Consider the following 26,194-nt stretch of genomic DNA (forward strand, 5'->3'; position numbering starts at 1 on the left):
CAACCCAATTGTAGATGAAATATATGAAGCCGCAATGAAGAATGGCGCTTTGGGAGGAAAGATTTCCGGTGCAGGAGGTGGGGGTTATATGATGTTTTATGTAAAAAATTGCTTTGTACATCATCTGGTTAATGTATTAAACGAATTTGGCGGTCGGACAGAGAGAGTTCATTTCTATGACAAGGGTGTAATCACATGGAAAACACAAGACTAAATAAAAGAACTTCATGACTGATGTAGCTATTGTACTGGCAGGAGGATTAGGAACCAGACTTCAATCCGTGGTTAAAGACGTGCCTAAACCCATGGCAGAAGTTGCCGGACGTCCCTTTTTGAGCTATCTCATGTATTTTTTGTCAACCAACAAGATTAAAAAAGTCATTTTAGCAGTAGGTTATAAATACGAGATCATTAAGGAATACCTGAAAATTCCGGAGAACCGCTATGGATTAGAAATAACTTATAGCATTGAAACAGAATTGCTTGGTACAGGAGGTGCTATCTTTAAAGCATATGAACAGGTGGAAGGAGATAGTGCATTTATTCTAAACGGAGATACATTTTTTGATATATCATTATCAGATCTGGAAGCATTTGCTCGCTCCAATTCAGCAGATTTAGCATTTGCACTTTTGGAAACCGAACATTCGAGCAGATACGGAAGTGTGAACTGTGCTTCAAATGGACAAATCTTAGCATTTAAAGAGAAAAATGCAAACCTTAATATAAAGACGATTATTAATGGAGGAATTTACTACATGAATAAATCGCTTGTTTCAGGTACACCAATGCCCGCTAAGTTCTCGATGGAGCAGGATTTCTTTGAAAGGAACTTACACAGATTGCAGGCATACGGAAAAGTATACCAAGCCCTTTTTATTGATATTGGAATTCCTTCAGATTATACATTATCGCAGGAGTTACTTAAAAATATTATAGCTTAAGATGTTAGATACGCTGTTTCTGGACCGTGATGGTGTCCTGAATAAGAAATTAGATGACACCTATGTGCTCCTGCCATCTGACATAGAAATCCTTCCAGGTATAAAGGATTTCCTATTGTGGGCCAATCAGGCGTTTAAGCAAATTCTTGTGGTCACCAACCAACGTTGTATTGGAAGGAAGATGCTAAGCCTGATTGAATTAAAGGCCATAAATGAACAGATTAACAAACAAGTAGGCTCTGTTATTCAGTACTTCTTTGTTTGTCCACATCTTGATGAAGACAATTGTAACTGCAGAAAGCCTAAAACGGGACTTTTCCTTCAAGCTAAAGAAATGTATTCCATTGATTTTGACAATTCCTGGATGATAGGAGATTCTGTCAGCGATTTAATACCAGCCAGAAGCCTGGGAATAAAAACAATTTACGTCGGCCATCATGATAGCCAGATGGCTGATTTTCGGGTTGAATCTACTGTCCAACTTCTACCTTCCCTCATAAATCAGGGTTAACCTCTGCTCTGCTATTTATTATTATTGGCCCCGTTAACATTCACATAGGAGCCAGGCCGTCTGCCTGTTTTTAGTAATTTATTAAGAGAAACCACATTGTGCGAGGTTTCAGAGCCATCAAAAAGCACCACTCCATTGTCTGTTCCAAGACTAGCATCTATATCATTGCGGGTTATTACGTTTTTAGTACATCCAGCTCTTAAGTATATAGCATTCCCCGATTTCACTTTTATTTTGTTATTAGTAATTTTTCCCGATGTGCAATTTACCAGCATAATGGCCATGCCATCCGTTGATATTGTATTTCCGGTTACACTAAAATTATCGAGATTACATAATTCCATCCCCCTGATCTTATTTTTATCAGCTGTTTTACCACCGGAAAGTTCAAATACATTATCCTTAATTAACCAACTCTTTTTTAAAGGTCCCGAAGCTAATAAGCCAGTAAATCCATACGTACTGGATTGCATATAGTTACCAATCGTTTCTAAACCTATAGTTCCTGCATTTTCAATCCCATAATAGATGTATTTTGAGCTCTCCATATGCATATCATAAAACTTATTATAATTAATCTTGCCATTTAAGGAATGTCCGCTAACAGACACACAGGCAGGTGCCGGTCCCAATTGTATGGTACCCACGTTATAAAAGTAATTATAGGAGATCTCAAAGTCACTGAACCGTGGAGCAATCAGTGTGTTATGATTTTGAAACTCAACAGCCATACGGCCTATATTTTCAAACTTATTATACGTTATTGATATATTTTTAGCACTTGAATTGGTCCCCTCACTGACGAGTTTAATACCATTTGCCTGAGAGTTTGGAATACTAAACCTGCAATTCTGAATCTTCAAGCCATCCATCCTATCATTATCGCCATAATTAGCAATGAATATAAGTCCCTCCGCATCATCAACTGCACTCACCTTGGTCGATTTAAAAGCAATGCCTTCAATTTGCAGATTATTGATCTCACCAGATATGGTAATTATTTTATTTTGATTACTGGTAAAAACAGTACCAGGCTCACCTGAAATCTTTAAATTAGTCACGTTACTGATAGTAATAAAATTGTTTATTACATAGATCCCTTTTGGAAAGAACAAATGTGTATCACTAGAGATGTAGCTTTGAATCTCCTGATCCTGATCAATAATCCCCCTTAGCCTTACTTCAATTCTATTAGGAGTAATTAAGGAGTCCGTTTCAGTTCTATTTAAAATGGGACTACCCATACTTTCAAAGCTAACGAGGACAAGAACAAGGAATAAACCAGTAAAAATTCTTTCAATCATAATTCAGCAATACCTAAAATAAAAATAATCAATTTTATAAGTCAATTTGAAATCTTAATTTGTTTAACACGTAAAATTAACACTGGTTGTTGTTCTAAAATCACAGATAATCACAGATAATCACAACCGGTAGAAAAGGCCAATTCTCACGCTATTTTTGCAGCTAATATTGATCTTCTGTTTAAATATTATCTTAACGCTATAAATTGCAAATATATTTATACTGATTTTCTACAATTCTATTTGACCATTTTATTGCCATTCAGTCTACAAAAAAAGTATCACCACTTTACTTTCCCAAGAATAAATCCTTGATTTTCGGCTACCTTTTAAAGCAAATACATTGCATCCCTGTATCTACTGATTTATTTCACCTCTCCTTTATCAAGTAAAGCATCATAAAGAATTTCTACAGTATGAAAGGCATCACGCCCGGATCCATCTTTAATCTGATGCCTGCAACTGGTTCCCGTAGCTACGACTAAAGTATCAGCAGCAGTCTGCCTTACTGCTGGCAAAAGAACGAGTTCTCCAATCTGCATGGAGATTTTATAATGTTCCTTTTCCAAACCGAATGATCCCGCCATTCCACAACAACCTGATGGTATCGTTTCTACACTATAATTTTCTGGTAAGGAAAGACATCTTACCGAAGCGGCCAGTGAGGATATAGCTTTCTGCTGACAATGCCCATGCAGCAATACTTTTCTTGCATCTTTAATAAAAAGATCTTTACCAATAGTTCCATTTTCTGCCTCCTGCGCAATAAATTCATCAATCAAGAACGTATTTTTAGCTAAATTTCGGGCAGCATCCAATAAGTCAGCATCCACAAGATCAGGATATTCGTCCCTAAAAGTAAGTATTGCGGAAGGCTCAAGACCAATCAGGGGAGTGTCTGCCGTAATTAATTCAGCCAACTGACGTACATTTTTGTTTGCTATATTTTTTGCTTTACGAACAAAACCTTTCGAGAGCCAGGTACGCCCACTTTCAATATGTTCGGGCATCAATACATCAAAACCCAATTGCTCAAGTAAAAGGATGGCCTTAATTCCAATAGAGGTATCAATGTAATTGCTAAACTCATCAAAGAAAAAATACACTTGCCTTTTATTTACGTTCTTAAGCTTTCCTCGTTTTTTAAACCAGCTTTTAAGCGTAAAGGAATGAAGTTTTGGAAGTGTCCTTTCTTTAGCAAATCCAGCCACACGAGGCAAACTTGAAGCAGCTAAATAATTATACAGACCGGGAAAGAGCATTCCAATACTTGAAATTACACTGAATCCTGCTATAACTCTTGAACGGAAGGGCGCCCCATTCGCATCATAATAGTGCTGTAAAAATTCAGCCTTCAATTTAGCAAGATCTACATTGGAAGGGCACTCTGATTTACAGCCTTTACAGCTCAGACATAGATCCATTACTTCCAAAATTTCTTTATGATCAAAGCGGTTAATTTTTTCAGAATGAGTAAGAAATTCCCTCAATGTATTTGCCCTGCCTCTTGTTGTGTCTTTTTCATTTCTTGTTGCCATGTAGGAGGGGCACATCGTTCCTCCCGAAAATTGCAGTTTACGACAATCTCCAGACCCATTGCACTGTTCTGCATGTTGAAGAATATGCTGACCATTAAAGCGGAAAATCGTCTTTATCTCGGGTTGTTGCTGTCCGGGTTCATACCTGAGCATGGTGTTCATTGGAGGAGTTTCCACAATCTTACCCGGATTAAAAATATGTTGCGGGTCCCAGGTATCCTTGATGGTCTTAAAAAGTTGGTAATTCTTTTCTCCAAACAGGTACGGCAGAAACTCGCCCCTTAATCTTCCATCCCCATGCTCCCCGGACAATGAGCCACGATACCTTTTCACCAGTTCAGCTATTTCAGCAGCGATCATCTTATACTGCGCATTTCCATTATGAGTCTTCAGATTTATGATCGGTCGTAGATGCAGTTCTCCCGCTCCGGCATGTGCATAATGCACAGAATAAAGTTCATGCTTCTTTAAGATCTCATTAAACTCATTGATATAGGAGGTCAGATCTTGCAAATCGACCGCTGTATCCTCAATTACAGGAACTGCTTTATCATCACCTGGAAGATTACTTAATAAACCTAATCCTGCTTTTCTTAAATCCCAGATCCTGCTGCATTCTTCGTCCAAAATAAGAGGATAATGATAACCTAGTCCAGCCCCTTGCAGCTCATCTTTCAGCAATCCAGCTAGTTCAACAACAGTTTCCGTTTTTTCCTTTATGAACTCAACCATCAGTATAGCTCCCGGGTCACCAAGTATAAAAAAACGATTCTTTCTTTGTTCAATGTTGTCCCTGGTACAATCAAGTATATAATGATCCATGAGTTCGCAAGCAGATGGCTGGTAACTCATAGCGATGACATTGGCTCGCAGTGCCTCTTCAACGGTGTTAAAGTGAATACATAACAACCCCTTAAATTTATCAGGCAAAGGAACAAGATTCAGCTTTATTTCTGTAACAAAGGCAAGTGTCCCTTCAGATCCTGCAATCAGCTTACAAAAATTGAATGATTCAGCTCTCTCAGAAAAAGGAGTAGCATCCATCAGAAGATCTAATGCATAACCACTATTCCTTCTTTGGATACTTTTCTTTGGAAATTCTTTTTCTATTTCCGAACGGTTAGCCGGATCACCGAGCAGTGATAAAGTAGTATGATAAAGGGTCGATTCCAGACTAGTTCCTATGCATTTTTTATAGAAGGCCTCCAGGTTCAGCTCCTTAAACACAACCTCTGAGCCATCACTAAGTACAGCGTTAACCTCAAGTAAATGTTCCCTGGTACTTCCATAAACGATTGAATTTGCCCCACAACTATTATTGCCTACCATTCCACCGATCATTGCCCTGTTTGCTGTTGATGTTTCAGGGGCAAAGAAAAGCCCGAATGGCTTAAGGAAAATATTTAATACGTCTCTGATCACACCTGGTTGTACGCGTACCCACTTTTCCTCTTGATTGAACGCTATGATTTCAGTAAAATATTTCGAAAGATCAACGACTATGCCTTCGCCTACTACCTGTCCGGCAAGGGATGTTCCTGCACAACGCGGAATAAGGCTTGTCTTTTCACTTTTAGCAAAACGGACGAGCGCTTTTATATCATGTACTGTTTTGGGAACTGCCACAGCGAGGGGAATTTCCCGGTAAGATGAAGCATCAGTAGCATATAAAATGCGTTGCAAAGGATCCAGATACAGCTCACCATCTAATTCCGCACGTAATTGGTCTAGCTTATCTAATGTAGTTTTATCTGTCTTTGAAACCATAATGAGTCGAACCGATAAAGTAAATGTATATAAATTAATATATCTATTTATAATAATGTTAAAATGACTCAATAAAAGACAAATAATAATAATTATAACTTTTTATTGTTTATATTTAAATAAAAATAACTACGATAATCTTTATTTATAAAAAATATGACATATGGAAAAAGATAATTTGTTAAAACTATTATGGGATAACTATACGCAGATGACCCCATCTGCAAAGCACATACATCAGATATTTGAAGAGCAAGGCGAACAAGTATTAAATGATCATATTGCTTTAAGAACCTTTAATGATCCCAGGGTTAATATAGAAGTAATAGCCAAGCCATTTATTGAGCTCGGCTATGTTGAAAAAGGGGAGTATGAATTCAAAGAGAAAAAACTATTGGCACATCATTATGAATTCCCTGATGATGAAAACGCTCCGAAAATATTTATTAGTGAACTTCTTCTCGAAAAATGCTCTGAAGAACTTCAAGAAATCATTTCAGGTGTGATTGATCAAATTCCGGATCATGCTTCTACTAAGGATAACCTGTTGCTGCAGGGAAGGCTCTGGGATATTTCCTTTCATGATTATGAAATATTAAGGAAAGAGTCTGAATACGCTTCCTGGATGTATGTATTTGGTTTTTGTGCCAACCATTTCACTGTATTGGTAAATGGACTAAAAACGTTGAAAAGTTTGGAAGAAGTAAATGACTTTTTAAAAGCTAAAAACTTCAAACTCAATGACGCTGGAGGGGAAATTAAAGGTACTCCATCCCAATTTTTAGAACAATCAAGTACAATTGCTGATCAGGTTCCTGTTCATTTTGGACAGGATATCAAAAACATACCAAGCTGTTACTATGAGTTTGCACGACGCTATCCTTTAGCTGATGGAAACTTGTACCAGGGCTTTATTGCTGCTTCAGCTGATAAAATATTCGAGAGCACAAATGTCTCACTAGTGGAAAAAATTCTTTCAAAAAATCAATAGTATGTCAGAACATAAAATAAACAAGGTTATTATTGTCGGAGCAGGAGGAATAGGAAGGGCTGTTGGGCTTTTACTGGCTGAGTATGCAGATTTTAAGATTAGTCTTTTTGTAGGGGACAGAGACCTTTTAACAGCAGGAGAGGCGGCTGGTTGGATTAATGAAGGCAATACGAAAGAGATTCATGCTACTGCTTTTCAGTTCCTGCCTGGCTATGAAAATCAGGATAGTAACTGTTTTACAAATGCTGACATCATCCTGGATTGTCTCCCTGGCACAGAAGCTCCACGTATGGGTGCTATTGCTAAAAGGTATGGTACGCATTATGTAAACCTGACCGAATATGTAAACGAAACGGAACAACTTCAAAGATTGTCTAAAGATGCTGAAACCGGTTTCATACTTCAAAGCGGTCTTGCTCCTGGTTTCGTAAATATCCTGGCACAATCACTTTACAAAAAATTTGTAGTCAAATACAAAAACGAACAGGTTGAATATATAGGCATGAAGGTGGGAGCGCTAACAGAACATGCTGAATCCCCTCATTTTTATGGGTTTACCTGGAGCCCTGTGGGAGTAGCAACCGAGTATCTCAAGAACGCCTGGATTGTGGATGACTTTAAAAAGAAAACAGTTCCATCTTTATCTGGTCGCGAAACCCTGATCATAAATGGCATTTCTTATGAAGAAGATTACACGTCTGGTGGAGCTGCAGACCTTCCTGATGTGTTCTCAGGAATAGCGAAAAAGCTGGATTACAAGACACTTAGGTATCCTGGACATTATAAGTGGATTCAGAGCATTCTGGATCAGGTACCCGAAAATGAAGAACCTGTACAGTTTTTAGAAAGACATATGCTATCAGTAATACCATCCATCGAAGAGGATATCGTAGTGATCTACTGTGTAGTAAAGGGCTTTGACCGCAGTTCTTGTTTACGTTCTCTTGAAAAGGCTTTTAAGATAGGTCCAATAAAAGTTGGAAAAGCTACACTTAGAGCAATACAATCAACCACAGCAGCACCAATGGCAGAGTGTGCACGCATGCTCTTATCCGGAAAATACAAAGGTACCATATTACAGAGCTATATTGATCCCCTGGAGTTTCTAAACGGGCCTTTTGTGAAGGCGGTGTATTTCCCCGATCATGCTGTGTATTTGCCAAAAGAAATGCGGAATGCTGTAGTACGAGTCGCCGTTTAATGTTTCAGATCAGGTACAGGGCAGTTCCTTTTGAAAACAGTTCCAAAATTTATGGTAGTTTCCGTTCTGAGGATCCCTGGAATGGCATCTATTTTTTCATAAAGAATTTCACGCAGATGTTCATTATTCCGGGCGACAATCTTTAAAAACAGTGTATATTGGCCCGATATATAATAACATTCTACAATTTCAGGAATCTTTTTGAGTGCCTCAATTATGTGTTTTGATGTAGGATCTTCTTTTAAAATTATGCCTGTAAATGCACTACTTTCGTACCCTAGTCCTTTTTCGCTAAGATTAACCTGCGTGGTTTCAATGATCTGGAATTGTTTAAGTCTGGATACACGCTGGTGAACCAGGGAATTAGAAATATTTAAAGATTTAGCAATTTGAACATATGGCTTTTCAGCATCCATTTGCAACTGTTCAAGAATATTCCTATCTATTTCATCCAAAATATAGGTATCACTCATAAGCATTATATTGAAGCTGTAATTATAAATATTTTAAAATAGATTTATAGCAATGAACAACATAGATTTTTTAAAAGTTCTGGGACTTGAAGATTTAAATCCGGGTGTATCTACAGGTAATGATTGGATCCTAACTGCTAACGAGATAGAATCAATCTCACCAGTTGATGGTAAACGAATAGGTACAGTTCGTATTGCCAGTCCGGAGGATTATGAAAGCGTTATAAAGACAGCTGAGGAAGCATTTCCAGAATGGCGTAAGTTACCAGCACCCAAGCGGGGAGATATTATCAGACAGATGGCTGATGCTTTCAGAAAGTACAAGCAGGAATTGGGTACTCTTATTTCATATGAAATGGGTAAAAGTCTTCAGGAAGGCTTAGGAGAAGTGCAGGAAGTGATAGATGTCTGTGATTTTGCAAGTGGCCTATCCAGACAAATTTATGGTCTAACGATGCATTCAGAGCGCCCGGATCATCGCATGTATGAGCAATATCATCCACTTGGAATCGTAGGAGTAATTACTGCTTTTAATTTCCCTGCAGCTGTATGGGCATGGAATACGATGCTTGCACTGGTTTGCGGAGACGTTGCCGTTTGGAAACCCTCACATAAAGTTTTATTAACAGCTGTAGCCTGTCAGAAAATTGCAGGTCGTGTTCTTAAAGAAAACAATGTACCTGAAGGAGTTTGCTCCCTGATATGCGGAGCAAATGAACTTGGTGAAACCATGGCGAAAGATAAGCGGATTCCTTTAATTTCAGCCACCGGATCAACTGCTATGGGAAGAAAAGTAGCAGTGGCAGTAGGAGAAAGGCTTGGAAAAACCTTACTTGAACTTGGCGGTAATAATGCCATCATTATTACCGAAAATGCAGATCTTACTATTGCCCTCCATGCCTCAGTTTTTGGAGCCATTGGAACGGCAGGGCAGCGTTGCACCACTACTCGTCGTCTTATTATTCACTCATCCATATTTGAAGAGTTTAAAATCAAACTACTAAACGCTTATAAACAGGTTAAGATAGGAAATCCATTGTTAGAGGGAATACATATGGGTCCACTGATTGATCAGTCTGCAGTCCAGCATTATTTAAATGCTTTGGATGATTGTAAAGAGCAGGGAGCGCAATTTACTGTTGAAGGAGGAGTATTGGAAGGCACAGGATATGAAAGTGGCTGTTATGTGAAACCGTGTATTGTAGAAGTAAAACCTGATTTCCCAATTGTTCAAAAAGAAACATTCGCACCATTACTTTATATTATGGAATACGATACCCTTGCTGAGGCAATTGGCATTCAAAACGGAGTATCCCAGGGACTTTCATCCGGAATAATCTCCCTGAATCTTAGAGAAACAGAGCTTTTTCTTTCCTCTGCAGGTTCCGATTGTGGTATTGCTAATGTGAATATCGGAACTTCAGGAGCCGAAATAGGAGGAGCTTTCGGAGGAGAAAAAGACTCCGGAGGAGGTAGAGAATCAGGATCTGATTCATGGAAAGCTTATATGCGCAGACAAACCAATACGATTAATTATGGAACCGGACTTCCTCTGGCACAAGGAATTAAATTTGATTTTTAATATTTCATCAGCATTAGGAAGTACGAACTCTGATTAAATATTAAAAGACTTACTAAAACCGTATCACAATTTCAAAGAGCCTTAATCATGATTATGGGCTCTTTGTGTATAAGACTGTTTTTATTACAAAGACTTTTACAATTTGTGTAGTAAGCTGTTGCGTTGAATATTTATATTTGTTTAAAGCCTATAAAGATGAGCCAAATTAACAAAGAAGACATCAAACAGGAAGTGTTTGATCTATATGATGACTACGCACATAACCGCCTTAGCCGACGCGCATTTGTACAAAACCTTTCACTTTATGCAGTTGGCGGATTAACAGTACCCGCATTAATGAGTTTTCTGATGCCTGATTACATTGGAAAGGTGCAAATCAAACCAGACGATCCCAGGTTAAAATCAGAATACATCAATTATTCCTCTCCCAAAGGTGGGGGAACCATTAAAGGATTATTATCAAAACCAATTAAGGAAAATAAAAAGCTTGGTGGCATCATCGTGGTACATGAAAATCGGGGACTCAACCCTTATATTGAAGATGTTGCCAGAAGAGCTGCCTTGGCTGGATTTATTTCCCTTGCTCCAGATGCATTGACTCCCTTGGGAGGTTATCCTGGTAATGATGACGAGGGTCGCAATTTGCAAAGTAAAAGGGATAAAGGCGAAATGGAAGAAGATTTTATTGCGGCATATGATTACCTAAAAAATCACAAAGACTGTAACGGCAAGGTAGGTGTTGTGGGCTTTTGTTTTGGTGGCGGAATAGCTAACATGATGGCTGTACGGATTCCAGAACTAGCAGCAGCAGTACCTTTTTACGGCAGTCAGCCCGAAATTTCCGATGTACCCAAAATCAATTCACCCCTGATGTTACACTATGCATCTCTTGACACCAGAATTACGGCAGGATGGCCACCTTACGAAGCTGCATTAAAAGATAGTGACAAAAATTATCAGGCTTTTATTTATGAAAACGTAAACCATGGGTTTCATAACGATACAACACCCCGCTATGATAAGGCAGCCGCAGAACTTGCCTGGAAACGTACTATTGATTTTTTTACGGAGCATTTAAAATAAGGTCCACAGCCGTGATCCTGATTTTGAGCTAGAAAATTACATAGCACAATTTATTATTTAAATTTTTACTGATAGAAGATCATAAAAAATGAAAGACGAAGATTGCCAACTTTTAAAAGATTGGCTATTTGATAGATCGTATCTGGAGGTGTTTTAAGTAGCGTGACATCAGGTAAGTTCCGTAATAATTTTATCGTTGTAAATGTAAACCCGTTTAACAGTCCGATTTTTATGAGGTAATCTTAGTATAAGACAAGGGTAGCTTTTAGCTAATTGTATCTTATAGATTCCGAAAAGATACTAGTATGATTCCGGTATAAGTCCGACTGTAGCGTGTTTAAGTCGGACTTTTATCGGAATAATACTAGTTTGTATCCCCATTCAATTTATTTAATGTCTTTATAATATCATGGCATTTAAGTTTATTTTTTGTATTAAAACAATAATTGATCACCGTGCATTACGGCAATATGTTTCCTATCTTTAATAATAAATGATAGGCAAAAAAACAGCATTATGGAACACCAGGCACTTTCAATCCGTCCCTTTATTGGCGCAAAGGAATTTAATGTTTCAAGGAACTTTTACAGGGATCTTGGTTTTCAGGAAGTAATTCTAACGCCCCATATGTGTCTATTTAAAAGCGGTCAATTGGGGTTTTATCTACAGGATGCTTATGTACGGGAGTGGGTAGATAATACTATGATCTTCATGGAGGTAAAAAATGTCACTGATTTTTACAATGAACTACTTGCCTTACAACTCCCAAGCAAGTACAAAGAGGTAAGGTTAATTCCTGTAAAGGCAGAACAATGGGGCAGAGAATGTTTTTTGCATGACCCATCAGGCATACTCTGGCACTTTGGTGAATTTTCAATTTAAAAATTTGCAGCATGTTTCAATTGCCTTTAGACAGTTTTCCTGTAAGCCTTTTTCCTTTTATCACCCTTTAACCTCCTTATGGATAGAATTGATAATTATCGGCTGTAAACTGTATCCTTTAATCATTAACGGACAATAGGTGTACGATAACGAACATATCATAATATCTAAGTTATTGATTTTCAATAATATATATTGTGGCATATTATTTAGTCCTGTATTTCTAAATATCACTGTTATGTTTCGACACTTTTTACTCATCGCCCGGCGTAATCTCCTTAAAAGAAAGTTCTATAGTTTTATCAATATTATAGGACTTACAATAGGGATGAGTTGTTGTGTACTTATTGCGTTGTACGTACAGCATCAGCTCTCATATGATCGTTATAACACCAGGCATGACCGTATCTATCGGGTATTGCAGACTTTTCGCAGTGTTGAAAAGGGACAGAAGATTACGTCTCCCGTAGCTGAGGATTACCAGGTTTGGGGTTGCGCCCCAGTTGGACCAGCTTTATTAGCAGATTTCCCACAAGTAAAAGAGGTGGTACAATTTATGAGCCCTGTGAGTTTACTGTTGGAATATGGCGACAAACGGATCCAGCAGGAGAACCTGATCTGTATCGACTCCACGGCTTTTAAAGTATTCAGCTGGAAACTTTTGGAAGGCAATCCACAAACGGCATTAGTCGCTCCAAATAGTATTGTATTAACTCACACTGTTGCTGAAAAGTTTTTTGGTCATAATAATGCCCTGGGTAAAACGCTTCGGGTAGATAATGAAGATCTTTTTACAGTGACCGGCGTTGTTGCTGATGTACCAGCAAATTCGCAAATTACTTTCAATGGGTTGATATCTATGTCCACGGCCAGAAATTGGCGGGAAGACGACTTCAAGTACTGGGGATATGTGGATTTTTACACCTATTTTTTGCTCAAAGACCATGCAGAGATAGCAGGTATGACAGCAGAGATTCCTGCATTCCTCAAACGACACAACAGTGAAGATCCGGGTTACACCATTGCATTTGAAAGAATGGATGACGCATACCTTAACTCAAAAGCTACACGACAACCCGGACCAGTAGGTAGCATGAGCAATATTTATTTATTCTGCTGCATTGGTGTCATTATCCTAGTCATTGCCTGTGTTAATTTTATGAATTTATCTACAGCCAGATCACTGGAAAGGGCCAAAGAAGTAGGTGTGCGAAAAGCACTAGGAGTACAACCCTCCACACTGCGGTGGCAGTTTTTGTTAGAATCTATTTTAATTTCAATGCTGGCGGCCACTCTGGCCGTTGTATTAACTAAACTGAGCTTACCTTTAGTTAGTGCTTTGTCTGGAAAAGAAGTTGATCCTAAAGTGTTCTTTAGTGGTCAATTAGCCTTATGGATGTTCATTCTTACTTTAACAACAGGGATTCTGGCAGGTGTTTATCCCGCTTGGTTTCTATCACGCTTTAAGCCTACAGAGGTTTTGAAAGGCGTATTCAGGCCTTCGCACCGTAATATATCGTTGCGAAAAGCATTGGTCATATTTCAGTTTACGCTTTCCATCACTTTAATTGCCGGAACTGCAATTGTATATACAGAGTTAAAGTTCCTTAATAATCATGATCTTGGTTTTACAAAAGATCAAATGCTTGTTTTGAATTTTGAAGGTGATGCCCAAGTGCGAAAAAATATTGAAAGTATAAAGAAGACGATTGCTGATCAGCCAGGTGTTTTGTCGGTCGCTGCTTCCCGTGCAGTTCCAGGCGAATTTTTACCTAATGCGGGTACAGATAGTCAGAGGCCCGATGGCCAAATGGAAAATAATGGTCCACTTATTTATGAAATCGATTTTGATTTTATTCCATGCCTTCAAATTCCGCTTGTGGCAGGGAGAAATTTTTCGCGCGAATATCTTACAGATAGTACCCAGGCGATGGTTATTAACGAAGCTGCTGCAAAATTGTATGGCTATCGTCATCCTGCGGATGCCATAGGTAAAAAGTTTGCGCAATGGGGCAGGGAGGGTAAGATTATAGGCGTGGTGAAGGATTTTAATTTCCGGTCTTTACACACAGCAGTAGAACCTCTGACCTTAAGATATGGAATGCCAAATTCTCTTAATCGTATTGTAGTAGCTATTAAGGCTGGTCATATTGCTTCTTCTATTGAAGCAATTAAAAAGACCTGGAAAACTGTGGCACCACAAAGGCCTTTTTTATATCATTTTTTAGATCAATCGTTCAATGAGCAATATGAATCAGATCAGCACTTCGGAGATCTTTTATCCTTATTCTCCTGTCTCGCTATCTTTATTGCCTGCTTGGGACTGTTTGGATTAGCCACATTTACTGCTCAGCAGCGTATCAAAGAGATAGGAATTCATAAGGTGTTGGGTGCTTCTGTTTATGATATTGTTGTTCTCATTGGTAAGGATTTCATGCTTTTGGTATTAATTGCTATTGTCATCGCCATACCGCTTTGTGTATTGGTAATGAATCAATGGCTGAAAGATTTCGCCTACAGGGTAAGTATAAGTCCAGGGATATTTATCTTTACAGCCGCTCTCGCACTCTTAATTGCCTTAGTAACGATTAGCTGGCAAACTGTTCGAGCTGCCTTGACTAATCCTGTTCGATCACTTAAAAATGAATAAGATAAATTTAAAGTTCTCTCTAAGATTTTTAAACGCATTATTTTTTATAGCAGACCTATTACTTCCTTTTAACCAAACGCTTTTGTAGTTTATGTTGTAGCGTATAAACTTTTTCCAGTCGTATATTTTTAGCCCATATACCTCAAAATATGTGCTAATTTCAAAACAGGCGATTAGTGCAGTTAGCCGTTGGCTTACCTTACTACTTAAAAAACTAAGGCGTAATTAACAGTTGCAATGAATCCGATTTCAACCTGTTTTTAAGCCATACTTGTAACCGCATTTTTTCTTTTGCCGAAACAGATGAAGAAAAATTAAAAACTGCCATGGTTACTGTATCGACACGGGTGGTTGCCAAATGTTTTACTTCAACATTATTTATAGTATAAGTACGCAATTCGGGGTATAGGGCGTTCAGCTCACCATCAATTTCAGGTATAGGACGTGAAATTCCATCGAACGAATTTGATTTTTTGCTGGTCGAATCTCCCTGATAAACAGCCTCTAATATACTTGCTTTAATTTGAGAAATATCCAATTTGTTTTTAGCGTTTAAGCCCTGCCTGATAATGAGTTTTGTGTTTTCCAATTTATATGCAAACATTTTCTTTTGCAGGGTGTCAATTTCCCGTGGTATTAATTCATCACCCAGCAACAATAAGTCAATTTCATTTCCTTTTCTGCTGTATTTATAAATTTTAGAAATCACCTGTGTGTTCTTATAATTTAGCTCATGTTGAATAAAAGCGTTGGCATTGTTCTCAAAGATGCTTTTGTCTACAATTCTGTAAGCTAGGTATACGCTTGGTGCTGCTGTAACCAAAACAATAATTAAGATATAGCGATGTACCTTTCTTTCATATTGCTTATCTCCAAAATCTTTTTTATGAAACTTAAGGTAACGCACAATCAGGAAAGTAGCCACACAAATAAAAATACTATTGATAAAATAGAGATAAATAGCACCCAAAAAGAAGTAAATATTTCCCGATGCCAGACCGAAGCCAGCTGTACATAGCGGAGGCATTAATGCTGTAGCAATTGCTACTCCAGGTATTGCATTGGTTTTATGCTTTCTGGTTGCAGCGATGATCCCTGCTAGTCCACCAAAACCAGCTATAAATACGTCCCAAATCGAGGGAGATGTTCGAGAAAGTAGCTCTGACGAGGAATCATGTAATGGAGTGATCCAAAAATACAGGGTGGAAGCGGCCACACTAATTATTGTAGCAATTACGAGATTCCTAACTCCTTTTTTTACTAATTCAAAGTCATTTATTCCAATCCCAAGACCAACACCCATAATTGGCCCCATCAATGGCGAGATTAGCATAGCTCCAATGATAACTGCCGTAGAATTTACATTCAGACCTATGGAAGCAATAAAAATTGCGAATATCAATGTCCATAAACTGGCACCTTTAAATTCTACATTTTTCTTTATGGATTCGATTGTTTCTGTTTCTTCAGCATTATCTTCATGAAGACTGAAACGATAGAAGATAAAATTCTTCAGCGCAAGGTAAATCTCATTCATATGATAATATTACAATTATCTCGCCAACTTTCCTATTGTTGACTCCTGAAATAAAATGTAGAATCGACTTTATCATCTATAAACAGTGCTAATTTGGTGGGTTACTTTATGAGTATTTCGCCAAAATAATTCTGCTAGGAAGAATTGCTCCGCAAAAATAGTACGATTGTGGTATGTAGACGATCGGCCCTAAAGCAATGAAAGCGTAATTATTATGTAGTTTTGAGATGAATTCAAATTTTATTAAATATCTGCTAAATACATTTTTAATATTACCACCTTTGTAGTAAGACTCAAAAAAGAGTCATACATCTTCTTAATTTCTGATTTTCTTAACTTTTTCTCGTTGAAACGATTTAATACCATAAAAAAATACCATAATTTCCTCCGTTATAAAAGAGATTTTACTGAATACAGTGTAAAAAAAGTTTTCAGTTTTGAGATTTTTATACATTGGCTGAAAAGCAAACTTTCCAGGAACCAATTTCTCCTATTAGCCGGAATACTAGTAGGTCTAACTGCTGGCATGGCTGGTGTATTGCTTAAATCATTGGTTAGTTACATTCATTATTTTATCACAGGAAAATTTCACTTTACGGATCAGATTTTCTTTTATATTGTTTTTCCTTTTCTTGGTATTGTATTAACTACGGTGATCGTAATTCTATTTTTTAAGGGTCAGGATAGAAAAGGGATCCCTGCAATTCTTTACGAAATTGCACAAAATTCAAGTCATGTGTCTCCGATAAAAATGTATTCTCAGATTATCCAAAGTGCGGTTACTATAGGATTAGGTGGATCTGCGGGATTAGAGAGCCCTATTGCTGTTACAGGTGCTGCTATAGGATCAAATTTTGCTAAAACATATAAACTGGATTATAGGAACAGGACTTTGCTGCTTGCTGCGGGTGCAACTGCTGGAATTGCCGCTGCTTTTAATGCGCCAATTGCAGGGGTGATGTTTGCCTTTGAGATCTTGCTTACAGGGGTGGTCTTTACCGATTTTATTCCCCTGGTCGTTGCTGCTGTTTGTGGAAGTTTGTTGTCCAAAATGATCCTGAATGAAGATGTGCTGTTTCACTTTACAGCCAGGAATGAATTCAATTACGGGAACCTTCCTTTTATTTAATTCTAGGGATTGGCTGTGGTTTGTACTCCCGGTATTATGTGGTGGTCTCAATTAGGGTCGAACATTTCTTTAAAAATTTAAATCTTTCCAAGTTAAATAAAGCTGTGCTGGGCGGGTCTATTCTTTCGCTGTTATGTCTGCTTTTGCCCCCACTTTTTGGAGAAGGTTATCAAACGCTTAAAGATATCACGAATGGTCATACTTCACAAGTACTGGATAATAGTTTTTTTGGATACATTAATTCCAATGAATGGGTGCTTATTCTTTTCCTTGGATTGATCTGTCTCCTGAAGGTGTTCGCTACTGCTGTTACTATTCATTCCGGTGGCAATGGTGGAAACTTTGCTCCTTCGCTATTTGCAGGTGGTATTTTAGGTTGCTTTTTTGCAAGTTTATTTACTCTGATTGGAATTGATAATGTACCGGAGACCAATATGATCCTGGTTGGGATGGCCGGAGTGATGAGCGGCGTTATGTATGCTCCTTTAACGGCTGTTTTTTTGATTGCTGAGTCCAGTGAAGGTTATGACCTATTTATTCCGCTGCTCATAGTTTCCGTAACTTCCCATTTAATAGGAAGGTGGTTTTCACCTATATCTCCGGATTTGAATGAAATGGCTGTGAAGGGTAAGATTTTCACTAAGGAATATGACAAAAATCTGCTGTCCCTCTTGCAAACGGCTGATTTAATTGAGACTGACTTTCAATCTATATATGTTGACGATACCTTTCAGGAGCTTCTCGAACTGGTAAAAAATGGTAAAAGGAATTATATCGGTGTTGTTAATGAAAATGGGGTATTGGAAGGAACGATCTCACTTGATGATCTTCGGCCCTATATGTTTCATGATCGAGATATGAGTGTGCTAACGGTTAGGGAACTAATGAAAGTGCCTCCTGTGGTTATCGATGCCCGGAATGATATCTTTAGCATCATCAGGATTTTCGATAAGTCTGGTACCTGGTATCTTCCGGTGAATGATTCAGATGCAAGGTTTTTAGGCTTTATTTCTAAGTCTGCTATACTCACGAAATATAGGCAACTATTGAAGGATTATTCATAATGATTCGTCTCTTATCTCAATCTGGCGTAATTGAATGAACCATTTTTGTCTTCTGTATGATCTATTTAAACTCATTGCAGATCTGATGCTGAAGTTTTTTGCTACTTAAGCATTTTACCAATACTTCTCAGCAAGAAATCTAAAACGCATTGCATATAGCCTTTGCTTGCTAAGCTTCTGATGAATTAATGGATGATAGGGCACCTACAAAAAATCTTTTAGGTTCCTAAAGAAAAGTTAAAAACCACTTTAGAGCCATCAGGTGCAATAGTAAGAATCTAATGTATCCATCGGCAGTAATCAGTACACCAGATTTATTCCAATTCATTAATCCAGCTTTGTGCCCCTTAATCTTAAGGAATTCAGGATAACGGAAACCGAACTCAGGCTCATGGCCAGAGCAGCAATCATTGGAGAAAGAAGGATACCAAAAAAAGGATATAAGACTCCCGCAGCAAAGGGAATTCCTAGGGCATTATAGCCTAAAGCAAAAAATAAGTTTCCTTTAATATTCCGCATTACTTTACGGCTTAATAGCCGGGCCTTAACAATTCCGTTAAGATCACCTTTAACCAAAGTAATGGCTGCGCTTTGAATGGCGACATCGGTACCTGTACCCATGGCTATGCCAATATCTGCTTGCGACAATGCAGGGGCATCATTAATACCATCGCCTGCCATGGCTACCTTTTTCCCTTCGGCTTGTAACCGTTTAATCTCCCGTAGTTTATCCTCTGGCAACATTTGAGCTTTATAACCATCAAGGTTCAAGGTTTTACTTACTGCTTTTGCTGTATCTTCATTGTCGCCGGTAAACATCAAAACCTGCAGCCCCTCTTGTTGTAACTTATTGATTGCTCCTTTGCTTGATTCCTTGATCTTGTCATAAATAACTACAAAACCCACAGCAATGTTGCCAACCGATAAATAAGAGACGGTTTTGCCCTGTTTTTGCTCTGCATTAACCTGCTCACTTAAGCCAGAAGTGATTTCTGCACCTACCTGTTCCATTAATTTTTCATTACCAAGGGACAGTTTTTCTTCTCCGAGTACTCCAATAACCCCTTTTCCGGTAATTGCTTCAAAATGTGTTATGGGTTCAATTTTTATATTCTTTTCTTCACCATAGCGGAGAGTGGCTTGTGCCAGAGGATGCTCACTGCTGCTGTTTAAGGATATAATTTTTTTAAGGATATCCTCTTTTGTGAAATCAGGATTTGTGCTAACCACTTTTTCAACGGATGGTTTCCCTTCGGTAACGGTTCCCGTTTTATCTATAACGACTATATCTATGGCATTCATCTTTTCCAAGGACTCTGCATTTTTGATCAGTATGCCAGACTTTGCACCTTTTCCTACACCAACCATCACTGACATGGGTGTCGCAAGGCCAAGTGCACAGGGGCAGGCAATGATTAGGACAGCTATTGCGTTTACAAAAGCGTAGACATAAGAGGGCTCAGGGCCATAGATTGCCCAAACAATAAAGGTTGTTATCGATATAAAAACTACGATAGGAACGAAATAGCCAGAGATTTTATCTGCCAGTTTCTGTATGGGAGCCTTGGATCGGCTTGCGGAATTAACCATCTCAATAATCTGAGAAAGCAAAGTTTCTGATCCTACTTTTTCTGCCAGCATGGTAAATGTTTTATTTCCGTTTATCGTGCCTGAGCTGACCTTGTCTCCCGGTTTCTTATCGACAGGAATTGGCTCACCGGAAATCATCGATTCATCAATTGTTACGTTTCCTGATTGGATACTTCCATCAACAGGTACCTTTTCGCCTGGTTTCACGCGTAAGAGATCACCTTTCTGGATGTCATCAATGGCAACCGTCATCTCCTTTTCGTCAACGATCTTTGTGGCCTCGTTGGGTGCCAGTTTCAGCAATTCCTTAATGGCACTGTTGGTCTTGCCATGTGCACGAGCTTCCAAAAGCTGCCCAAGTAAAACTAAGGTTAGGATGACACTGGCGGCCTCAAAGTACACATAAACGGTACCTGAATGTGTTTTGAACTGATCGGGGAAAATACCTGGAAACAACAAGGAGATTATACTAAAAAGCCAGGATACCCCTGCACCAATGCCTATTAAAGTAAACATATTCAAGTTCCAGGTAATCACTGAACGCCATGCTCGTTCAAAGAACATCCATGTGGCATAAAACACAACTGGAATGGATAGGATAAATTGCACCCAGTTCCAGTACCTAAGATCCATCAGGTTAACCAGAGGATTACCATGGATCATTTCTGACATGGATATAAAAAAGATAGGAACGGTAAACAGCGCGGCTATTTTGAACTTGCGCAGTAATTTGTCATATGTTTGATCTTCTTCATCTTTTGTGCCCGTCCCGGATATGGGTACCAGATCCATTCCGCAGATTGGACATGCACCTGGTTTGTCCTTTATGATTTCAGGATGCATGGGACACGAGTATTTTAGCGTAGAATTATCAGGTGATATAGCAGCCTGAGTATGTGTTTCTGCATCGATATGTCCTGCCATTTTAATTGTATAATTTCCAGTGGTAGATAAGACTTCCTGCAATTTTTCTAGTGGCACATGCTTTTCCATTGTAATAGTAGCTTCAGGTGGTATTAAGCTAACCACCGAAGATATACCTTTAATTTTATTCAGTGCCTGTTTTACCTTTTCGCAGCAGCCTTCACAGCTCATTCCGCCTATAATATAAGTATGCTTCATAATTCTTTTCATTTAATGGGTTGATGTGACCTATCCTGTAACCCTTTGTCATTGGGTTGGCATATAAAAGTACTTGGCTTAAAAAATTGAAAAGGGAATGTATTGGCATCCTTTTGTTGTTTAATCCACTTAATAACGGACGGCATGCCATTTAATAATGTTAAACAGTTTCCAGTAAGAAATTTACATTTTAGAGATTGAAGGGTCGACTTGAAATAAATTGATCTTGATTTATGAATAGTAGAAAAATGTTTATCCTTCATATTAAAGTTATTTATATGCCGCCCTGTTTGCTAAAGGAATAGCCTGCTCTATAACCATTTGTAAGCCACAAACAAATCCCAACAAGGTGTTTAGAGCAAATACCATAATTTATTAGTGCTATACATTTCATCATACAAAAGTAAAGTCTATTAAAGAATAGGCGTTATATAATTAAATTTAAAATTTATATAATTGCGTGATTTAAATCGGTTATCTTCTTTATATCTTCTATATCTCGGTTTGACATATAATGTCTGTTAAAATCCAAATAAGTTGACAGATGTTTGTTATAGTATACAAAATCATTTAATTTGCATTTTAATGTAGATTTGACCTAACTTGTGTTATCGAAATTTATGATATGCTCAATCAGAAAACTCCTATTGAAAAGTTAATTGCCCCGGTTAACAGGTTTATACACTTGGAATATACCAGCGGGATAGTATTACTAGCAAGTGTAGTCATTGCTATTATATGGGCTAATTCAGCATATAATGATTTGTACCACCATATTTGGGATATCACATTTTCAATTGGTGTTAATGAACTTATTCTTAAACATTCGTTGCATATCTGGATCAATGATGGCTTAATGGCGATTTTTTTTTTCGTGATTGGGCTGGAGCTAAAACGCGAGTTTATGAATGGAGAGCTTTCCACTTTACGGAAAGCCATCCTTCCTATGAGTGCAGCCTTAGGAGGAATGATCTTACCAGCGGTGATTTACTATGCCATAAATATACATTCAGGAGCAGCTCATGGCTGGGGGATACCAATGGCGACAGATATTGCTTTCGCATTGGCTTTACTTTCTATGGCGGGTAAAAATATTCCGGCTTCAGTTAAAGTTTTTCTTTCTGCACTTGCTGTTGCTGATGATCTTGGTGCAGTATTAGTTATTGCCTTTTTTTATACTGTACAAGTCAATTTTGTAGCACTGGCAGTTGCTGGTATTTTTTTATTGGTGCTCATATGTGGAAATTTTCTTGGTGTTAGAAATACAATGTTTTATGTTATTATAGGAATTGGAGTATGGATTGGTTTTTTACTTTCTGGTGTACATGCTACTATTGCAGGGGTATTGGTAGCTTTTACAATTCCAGCAGTAACTAGAATCAATGAAACGGTTTACTCTGATAACCTCAAGAAACTTACACATCAATTTGAAAAAGAAATTCCAAGTAATAGCACGCTTACTACCCCATCACAACATGAAACGATACAACATGTAAAGACCCTTAGTTTGGCTGCCGAAACTCCACTGCAAAAGATAGAATATGCTCTGCATCCTTGGGTAGCTTTTTTTATTATGCCAATATTTGCACTGGCAAATTCGGGAATAGTGATTGGTGCCGATTTTTTAAGCTCTGTTATTAATCCTGTTTCAATTGGTGTAGCTGCAGGACTTGTCGTAGGGAAATTTATAGGCATTTTGCTATTTACATGTGTAATGGTCAAATTTGGTTTAGGATCACTACCACAAGGCGCTAACTGGAAACATATGACTGGGGTCGCTCTTCTTGGTGGAGTAGGTTTTACCATGTCTCTATTTATCAGTGGACTGGCTTTTAGTAAGCCTGAATTTGTAGATCAGGCGAAATATGGTATATTGATTGCGTCTATTTTAGCTGGTCTCGCAGGAAGCCTGGTCTTAAGAAAAATTCGCTAGTTGTTTTATGTACGTTAAGAACCAACTTCAAATTTGGTCATGTATTGCCTATGACTGTATTTTTCCATAAATTAAACCCATAAAAGATCTCTCTTTCGATTGTTAAAAAAATAGCCATTTTAGCAAAAGCTACTATTTAATCTTAAACAAGTAAACATGATAAATCCCATAAAGAAGCTGTTTTTATATGGCCTTTTATTAACCAGCTTATTTCAACTAAGATATCATGGGCCCAATCTGCAAAACTACCCACAAAGTGGACAAAAGAAGCTATGGAATCAGTAATTCCTCTTTCTGGATATCCTCGGCCACAACTGGAACGCAAGGATTGGATGTGTAAGAATGGAAAATGGAATTATTTCAGATCGCTTGTTAATCAATATTTCCGCCAACACCAACCCAATTTACTTTATTCTTGGGGAGTTTCATTCCATTCCAGCTATTCCAAGCTCACTCAAAATAACGTATTTAGGAAAAGCAGTTTTGTAATATATCCTAATACTGTAATTACCTTAACTAACACCAATTTTATCATGTGGAAAGATCCGGTGTTCGCCAATAAATTTCAATAATCACCGGTAAAGAATTAAATACTTAATTGCAGAGGCTACGCCTAAATGGATGAGTTAACTTATTGACCTTACCTTAAGATATGTTTTTAAAACAAACGTTTATTTAATACGTAATATAACAATATAATGATAAAACTATGGCAGAAATTAAAGTTGAAAAGAAAAAATCTATTACGCCTTGGATACTATTAGGCCTTGGAATAATAGCACTTTTATTATATTTTTTGGGTGTCTTTGACAAAAAAGAGTCGCTAAATAATGATGCATCGACAAATCTTATTGGCGTTCGCGAAAATGATTCTACTGTATTAGCCTACGTGTCGTTTATCAACGGAGATAATGCTAAAATGAGCCTAGACCATGAATTTACGAACGAAGCTCTAATAAAATTAACTCATGCAGTAGATACAATGGCTGTCAAAGCAGGCTTCAGTGTTAAAGCAGATTTAGATAAAGCAAAGGAGTATGCGGACCACATAACTAACGACCCTTTTGAAACCACTCATGCTGACAACATCAGAAGGTCTGCTGAAATTATTTCTGACGCATTGCAAAATTTACAGAAAGCTAAATACCCAACCCTTGCAAACGATATTTCTGAAGTTAAGGATGCAGTAGGGGCCATTGACCCAGATGTGCTTACACTTGATCAGAGAGAAGCGGTTAAAGGATTTTTAAGTAAATCTGCACACGTACTTGAGAAAATGAATTGATTGAATTTAATTGAAATTACTCGGTTTTTCCACTAATTAATTGGATTAATACGACATCAAAACAATTTAATACTAAGCGTTTCAAACAAGTTTACATATGAAAAAAATCACTATCGTCCTTGCTTTTGTTGCTGTTATTCAGGTATTTAATATTGGATGCAACAAACAACAAACTTCCGGTAGCAAAGGGCGTTCATCATCCAATATCGGCACAGATACCACAAGTGATTTTGTTTCTACCGCTGAAGACAAACCAATAGAGGCGGTAGCAAATTTTGTTGAAGCCTCAAAATTGGTAACGCCAGCCGTTGTTCATATTAGAGTTAGTGTAAATATACCCGCAACTTATGGAAATGCAGCCAGATCTGGTATGGGCTCTGGATCTGGTGTTATTATAACTGCCAACGGATACATTGCTACAAACAATCACGTGGTGGAAAATGCATCCAAGATCAACGTAACTCTACCTGATAAAAGATCATTTACAGCGAAGCTGGTTGGTCGAGATCCTAATACAGACCTTGCTCTTTTAAAAGTAGATGCTGATAGTCTTCCTATCGTAAAATTCGGCAACTCTGATAAAGTGGAAGTAGGTGAATGGGTGCTCGCAGTTGGTTTTCCGCTTTCGCTCAATACGACAGTTACTGCTGGAATAGTAAGTGCCAAAGCAAGAAACATCGGTATTATTAACCGGCCTGATAATAAAAATAATAATAATAGTGAGGTAGGAGGGAATACAGCCGTTGAGTCGTTTATACAAACAGACGCAGCCATTAATCCAGGCAATAGTGGAGGTGCACTTGTAAATACAAACGGAGCTTTGATAGGCATTAATTCGGCTATTGCTTCGCAAACCGGTAGTTATACAGGGTATTCATTTGCGATTCCGGTTAACTTAGCGAAAAAAATACTTGATGACCTTCGAAAGTATGGAACTGTTAAGCGTGGCATTTTAGGTGTGTCATTTCCCTCACCATCGGGAGAAGATCGGTTCTTGGCTGAACAGGGTTTAAATCCAGCTGATGTAAAGGGAGTTTACATAACAGGGGTACAGAGCGAAGGTGCGGCAGCAAAAGCTGGTCTTAAAGAAGGTGATATTATACAAAGCCTTGATGGTGTTCAGCTTAATTCATCAACCGAATTTTCAGAATATGTTGCAAGGCACGAACCTGGTGATGTTATTAAACTCGGCTATTTGCGCAAAGGGAAAAAGGCTATTACATCAGCAACCTTAAAGGAAGAGACATCTCAAGCACCTGTAGCAAAATCAGTCCAGTCGCTTGAAGAAATTTACAACAGGCTCGGAGCACGCTTTGGTCCGCTAACGAATACTATAAGACAACAATACAATCTAAATTCTGGGGTAATAGTAGAAGAAATAAAAAGGGATGGTTTTTTTGAGAGAGTAGGTATTCCCCCTGGTACTATCATCGCATTTATTAATGGAAAGCCGATTAATAATCCTACTGATATTGAAAAATCGTTTTTATCTGCACAACGTGGACTGATACAAATATTTGCCATTGCTCCAGATGGCTCGAAAGTTGTTTTCAATTTTTCACTTGGAACATAGAAAGTACTTGGTTGAGTATTTAGGTTAATTCATGC

18 protein-coding genes and 1 pseudogene are annotated in these 26,194 nt (G+C 38.0%); 14 read left to right on the top strand and 5 right to left on the bottom strand.

Features of this window, described 5'->3' with window-relative positions; translation table 11 throughout:
* The 3 genes from ADIARSV_RS16450 to ADIARSV_RS16460 form a co-directional block, all read left to right on the top strand.
* On the top strand, positions 1-214 hold a 214-nt coding region (locus tag ADIARSV_RS16450; RefSeq protein ID WP_040300439.1), incomplete at its 5' end, for a hypothetical protein.
* A 13-nt stretch (positions 215-227) separates the two neighbouring features.
* Complete coding sequence (locus tag ADIARSV_RS16455; protein ID WP_016196765.1) at positions 228-944, top strand: nucleotidyltransferase family protein; 717 nt, start codon at positions 228-230, stop codon at positions 942-944.
* 1 nt (position 945) lies between these two features.
* Complete coding sequence (locus ADIARSV_RS16460) at positions 946-1,455, top strand: D-glycero-alpha-D-manno-heptose-1,7-bisphosphate 7-phosphatase (protein ID WP_016196766.1); 510 nt, start codon at positions 946-948, stop codon at positions 1,453-1,455.
* Positions 1,456-1,466: 11 nt separating this feature from the next.
* Here the strand turns inward: ADIARSV_RS16460 and ADIARSV_RS16465 are convergent, their stop codons facing one another.
* Both ADIARSV_RS16465 and ADIARSV_RS16470 read right to left on the bottom strand, forming a co-directional pair.
* Positions 1,467-2,759: a NosD domain-containing protein gene (locus ADIARSV_RS16465; RefSeq protein WP_040300440.1), complete on the bottom strand. Its 1,293-nt coding sequence runs from the start codon at positions 2,757-2,759 to the stop codon at positions 1,467-1,469.
* Between the two features lie 365 nt (positions 2,760-3,124).
* Positions 3,125-6,064 (bottom strand): FAD-binding and (Fe-S)-binding domain-containing protein, encoded by a 2,940-nt coding sequence (locus ADIARSV_RS16470; RefSeq protein ID WP_016196768.1) that lies wholly within the window; start codon positions 6,062-6,064, stop codon positions 3,125-3,127.
* A gap of 163 nt (positions 6,065-6,227) precedes the next feature.
* Here ADIARSV_RS16470 and ADIARSV_RS16475 point away from each other — a divergent pair, with 163 nt between their 5' ends.
* Complete coding sequence (locus tag ADIARSV_RS16475) at positions 6,228-7,055, top strand: DUF1338 domain-containing protein (protein ID WP_016196769.1); 828 nt, start codon at positions 6,228-6,230, stop codon at positions 7,053-7,055.
* 1 nt (position 7,056) lies between these two features.
* Positions 7,057-8,256: a saccharopine dehydrogenase C-terminal domain-containing protein gene (locus ADIARSV_RS16480; protein WP_016196770.1), complete on the top strand. Its 1,200-nt coding sequence runs from the start codon at positions 7,057-7,059 to the stop codon at positions 8,254-8,256.
* Here ADIARSV_RS16480 and ADIARSV_RS16485 read toward each other — a convergent pair.
* Positions 8,253-8,729: an Lrp/AsnC family transcriptional regulator gene (locus ADIARSV_RS16485; protein ID WP_016196771.1), complete on the bottom strand. Its 477-nt coding sequence runs from the start codon at positions 8,727-8,729 to the stop codon at positions 8,253-8,255. The two genes, ADIARSV_RS16480 and ADIARSV_RS16485, sit on opposite strands and share 4 nt — an antisense overlap.
* 52 nt (positions 8,730-8,781) lie before the next feature.
* Here ADIARSV_RS16485 and amaB point away from each other — a divergent pair, with 52 nt between their 5' ends.
* The 4 genes from amaB to ADIARSV_RS16505 all read left to right on the top strand — a co-directional run bounded on the left by amaB (position 8,782) and on the right by ADIARSV_RS16505 (position 14,926).
* Positions 8,782-10,311 carry an L-piperidine-6-carboxylate dehydrogenase gene (gene amaB / locus ADIARSV_RS16490; protein WP_016196772.1) on the top strand — a complete coding sequence of 510 codons (1,530 nt, stop codon included), beginning with the start codon at positions 8,782-8,784 and terminating at the stop codon, positions 10,309-10,311.
* A gap of 195 nt (positions 10,312-10,506) precedes the next feature.
* The gene (locus tag ADIARSV_RS16495) at positions 10,507-11,394 is read left to right on the top strand and encodes a dienelactone hydrolase family protein (protein WP_016196773.1); all 888 of its coding nucleotides are present in this window, start codon (positions 10,507-10,509) and stop codon (positions 11,392-11,394) included.
* A 516-nt stretch (positions 11,395-11,910) separates the two neighbouring features.
* Positions 11,911-12,276: a VOC family protein gene (locus ADIARSV_RS16500; protein WP_016196774.1), complete on the top strand. Its 366-nt coding sequence runs from the start codon at positions 11,911-11,913 to the stop codon at positions 12,274-12,276.
* 238 nt (positions 12,277-12,514) lie between these two features.
* On the top strand, positions 12,515-14,926 hold the full coding sequence (locus ADIARSV_RS16505) for an ABC transporter permease (protein WP_016196775.1): 2,412 nt from the start codon (positions 12,515-12,517) through the stop codon (positions 14,924-14,926).
* A gap of 214 nt (positions 14,927-15,140) precedes the next feature.
* On the opposite strand, the gene ADIARSV_RS16510 is transcribed toward ADIARSV_RS16505, so the two are convergent.
* On the bottom strand, positions 15,141-16,463 hold the full coding sequence (locus tag ADIARSV_RS16510; protein WP_016196776.1) for a TIGR00341 family protein: 1,323 nt from the start codon (positions 16,461-16,463) through the stop codon (positions 15,141-15,143).
* A 526-nt stretch (positions 16,464-16,989) separates the two neighbouring features.
* On the opposite strand from ADIARSV_RS16510, the pseudogene ADIARSV_RS22685 reads away from it, so the two are divergent.
* Positions 16,990-18,110: pseudogene (locus ADIARSV_RS22685) on the top strand (chloride channel protein); the annotation flags it as partial.
* A gap of 96 nt (positions 18,111-18,206) precedes the next feature.
* Complete coding sequence (locus tag ADIARSV_RS23260) at positions 18,207-18,656, top strand: CBS domain-containing protein (protein WP_394331156.1); 450 nt, start codon at positions 18,207-18,209, stop codon at positions 18,654-18,656.
* 327 nt (positions 18,657-18,983) lie between these two features.
* Here the strand turns inward: ADIARSV_RS23260 and ADIARSV_RS16520 are convergent, their stop codons facing one another.
* Positions 18,984-21,368 (bottom strand): heavy metal translocating P-type ATPase, encoded by a 2,385-nt coding sequence (locus tag ADIARSV_RS16520; protein ID WP_016196780.1) that lies wholly within the window; start codon positions 21,366-21,368, stop codon positions 18,984-18,986.
* A gap of 625 nt (positions 21,369-21,993) precedes the next feature.
* Here ADIARSV_RS16520 and nhaA point away from each other — a divergent pair.
* The 3 genes from nhaA (at position 21,994) to ADIARSV_RS16545 (ending at position 26,159) form a co-directional block, all read left to right on the top strand.
* Complete coding sequence (nhaA, locus tag ADIARSV_RS16530) at positions 21,994-23,301, top strand: Na+/H+ antiporter NhaA (RefSeq protein ID WP_016196782.1); 1,308 nt, start codon at positions 21,994-21,996, stop codon at positions 23,299-23,301.
* A 709-nt stretch (positions 23,302-24,010) separates the two neighbouring features.
* The gene (locus tag ADIARSV_RS16540; RefSeq protein WP_016196784.1) at positions 24,011-24,586 is read left to right on the top strand and encodes a hypothetical protein; all 576 of its coding nucleotides are present in this window, start codon (positions 24,011-24,013) and stop codon (positions 24,584-24,586) included.
* Positions 24,587-24,683: 97 nt separating this feature from the next.
* Positions 24,684-26,159, top strand: a complete 1,476-nt coding sequence (locus ADIARSV_RS16545; RefSeq protein WP_016196785.1) for a trypsin-like peptidase domain-containing protein — start codon at positions 24,684-24,686, stop codon at positions 26,157-26,159.
* Positions 26,160-26,194: the final 35 nt, after the last annotated feature.

Origin of the sequence: Arcticibacter svalbardensis MN12-7 (assembly GCF_000403135.1) — a bacterium.
In the GTDB taxonomy this organism is placed as follows: domain Bacteria; phylum Bacteroidota; class Bacteroidia; order Sphingobacteriales; family Sphingobacteriaceae; genus Arcticibacter; species Arcticibacter svalbardensis.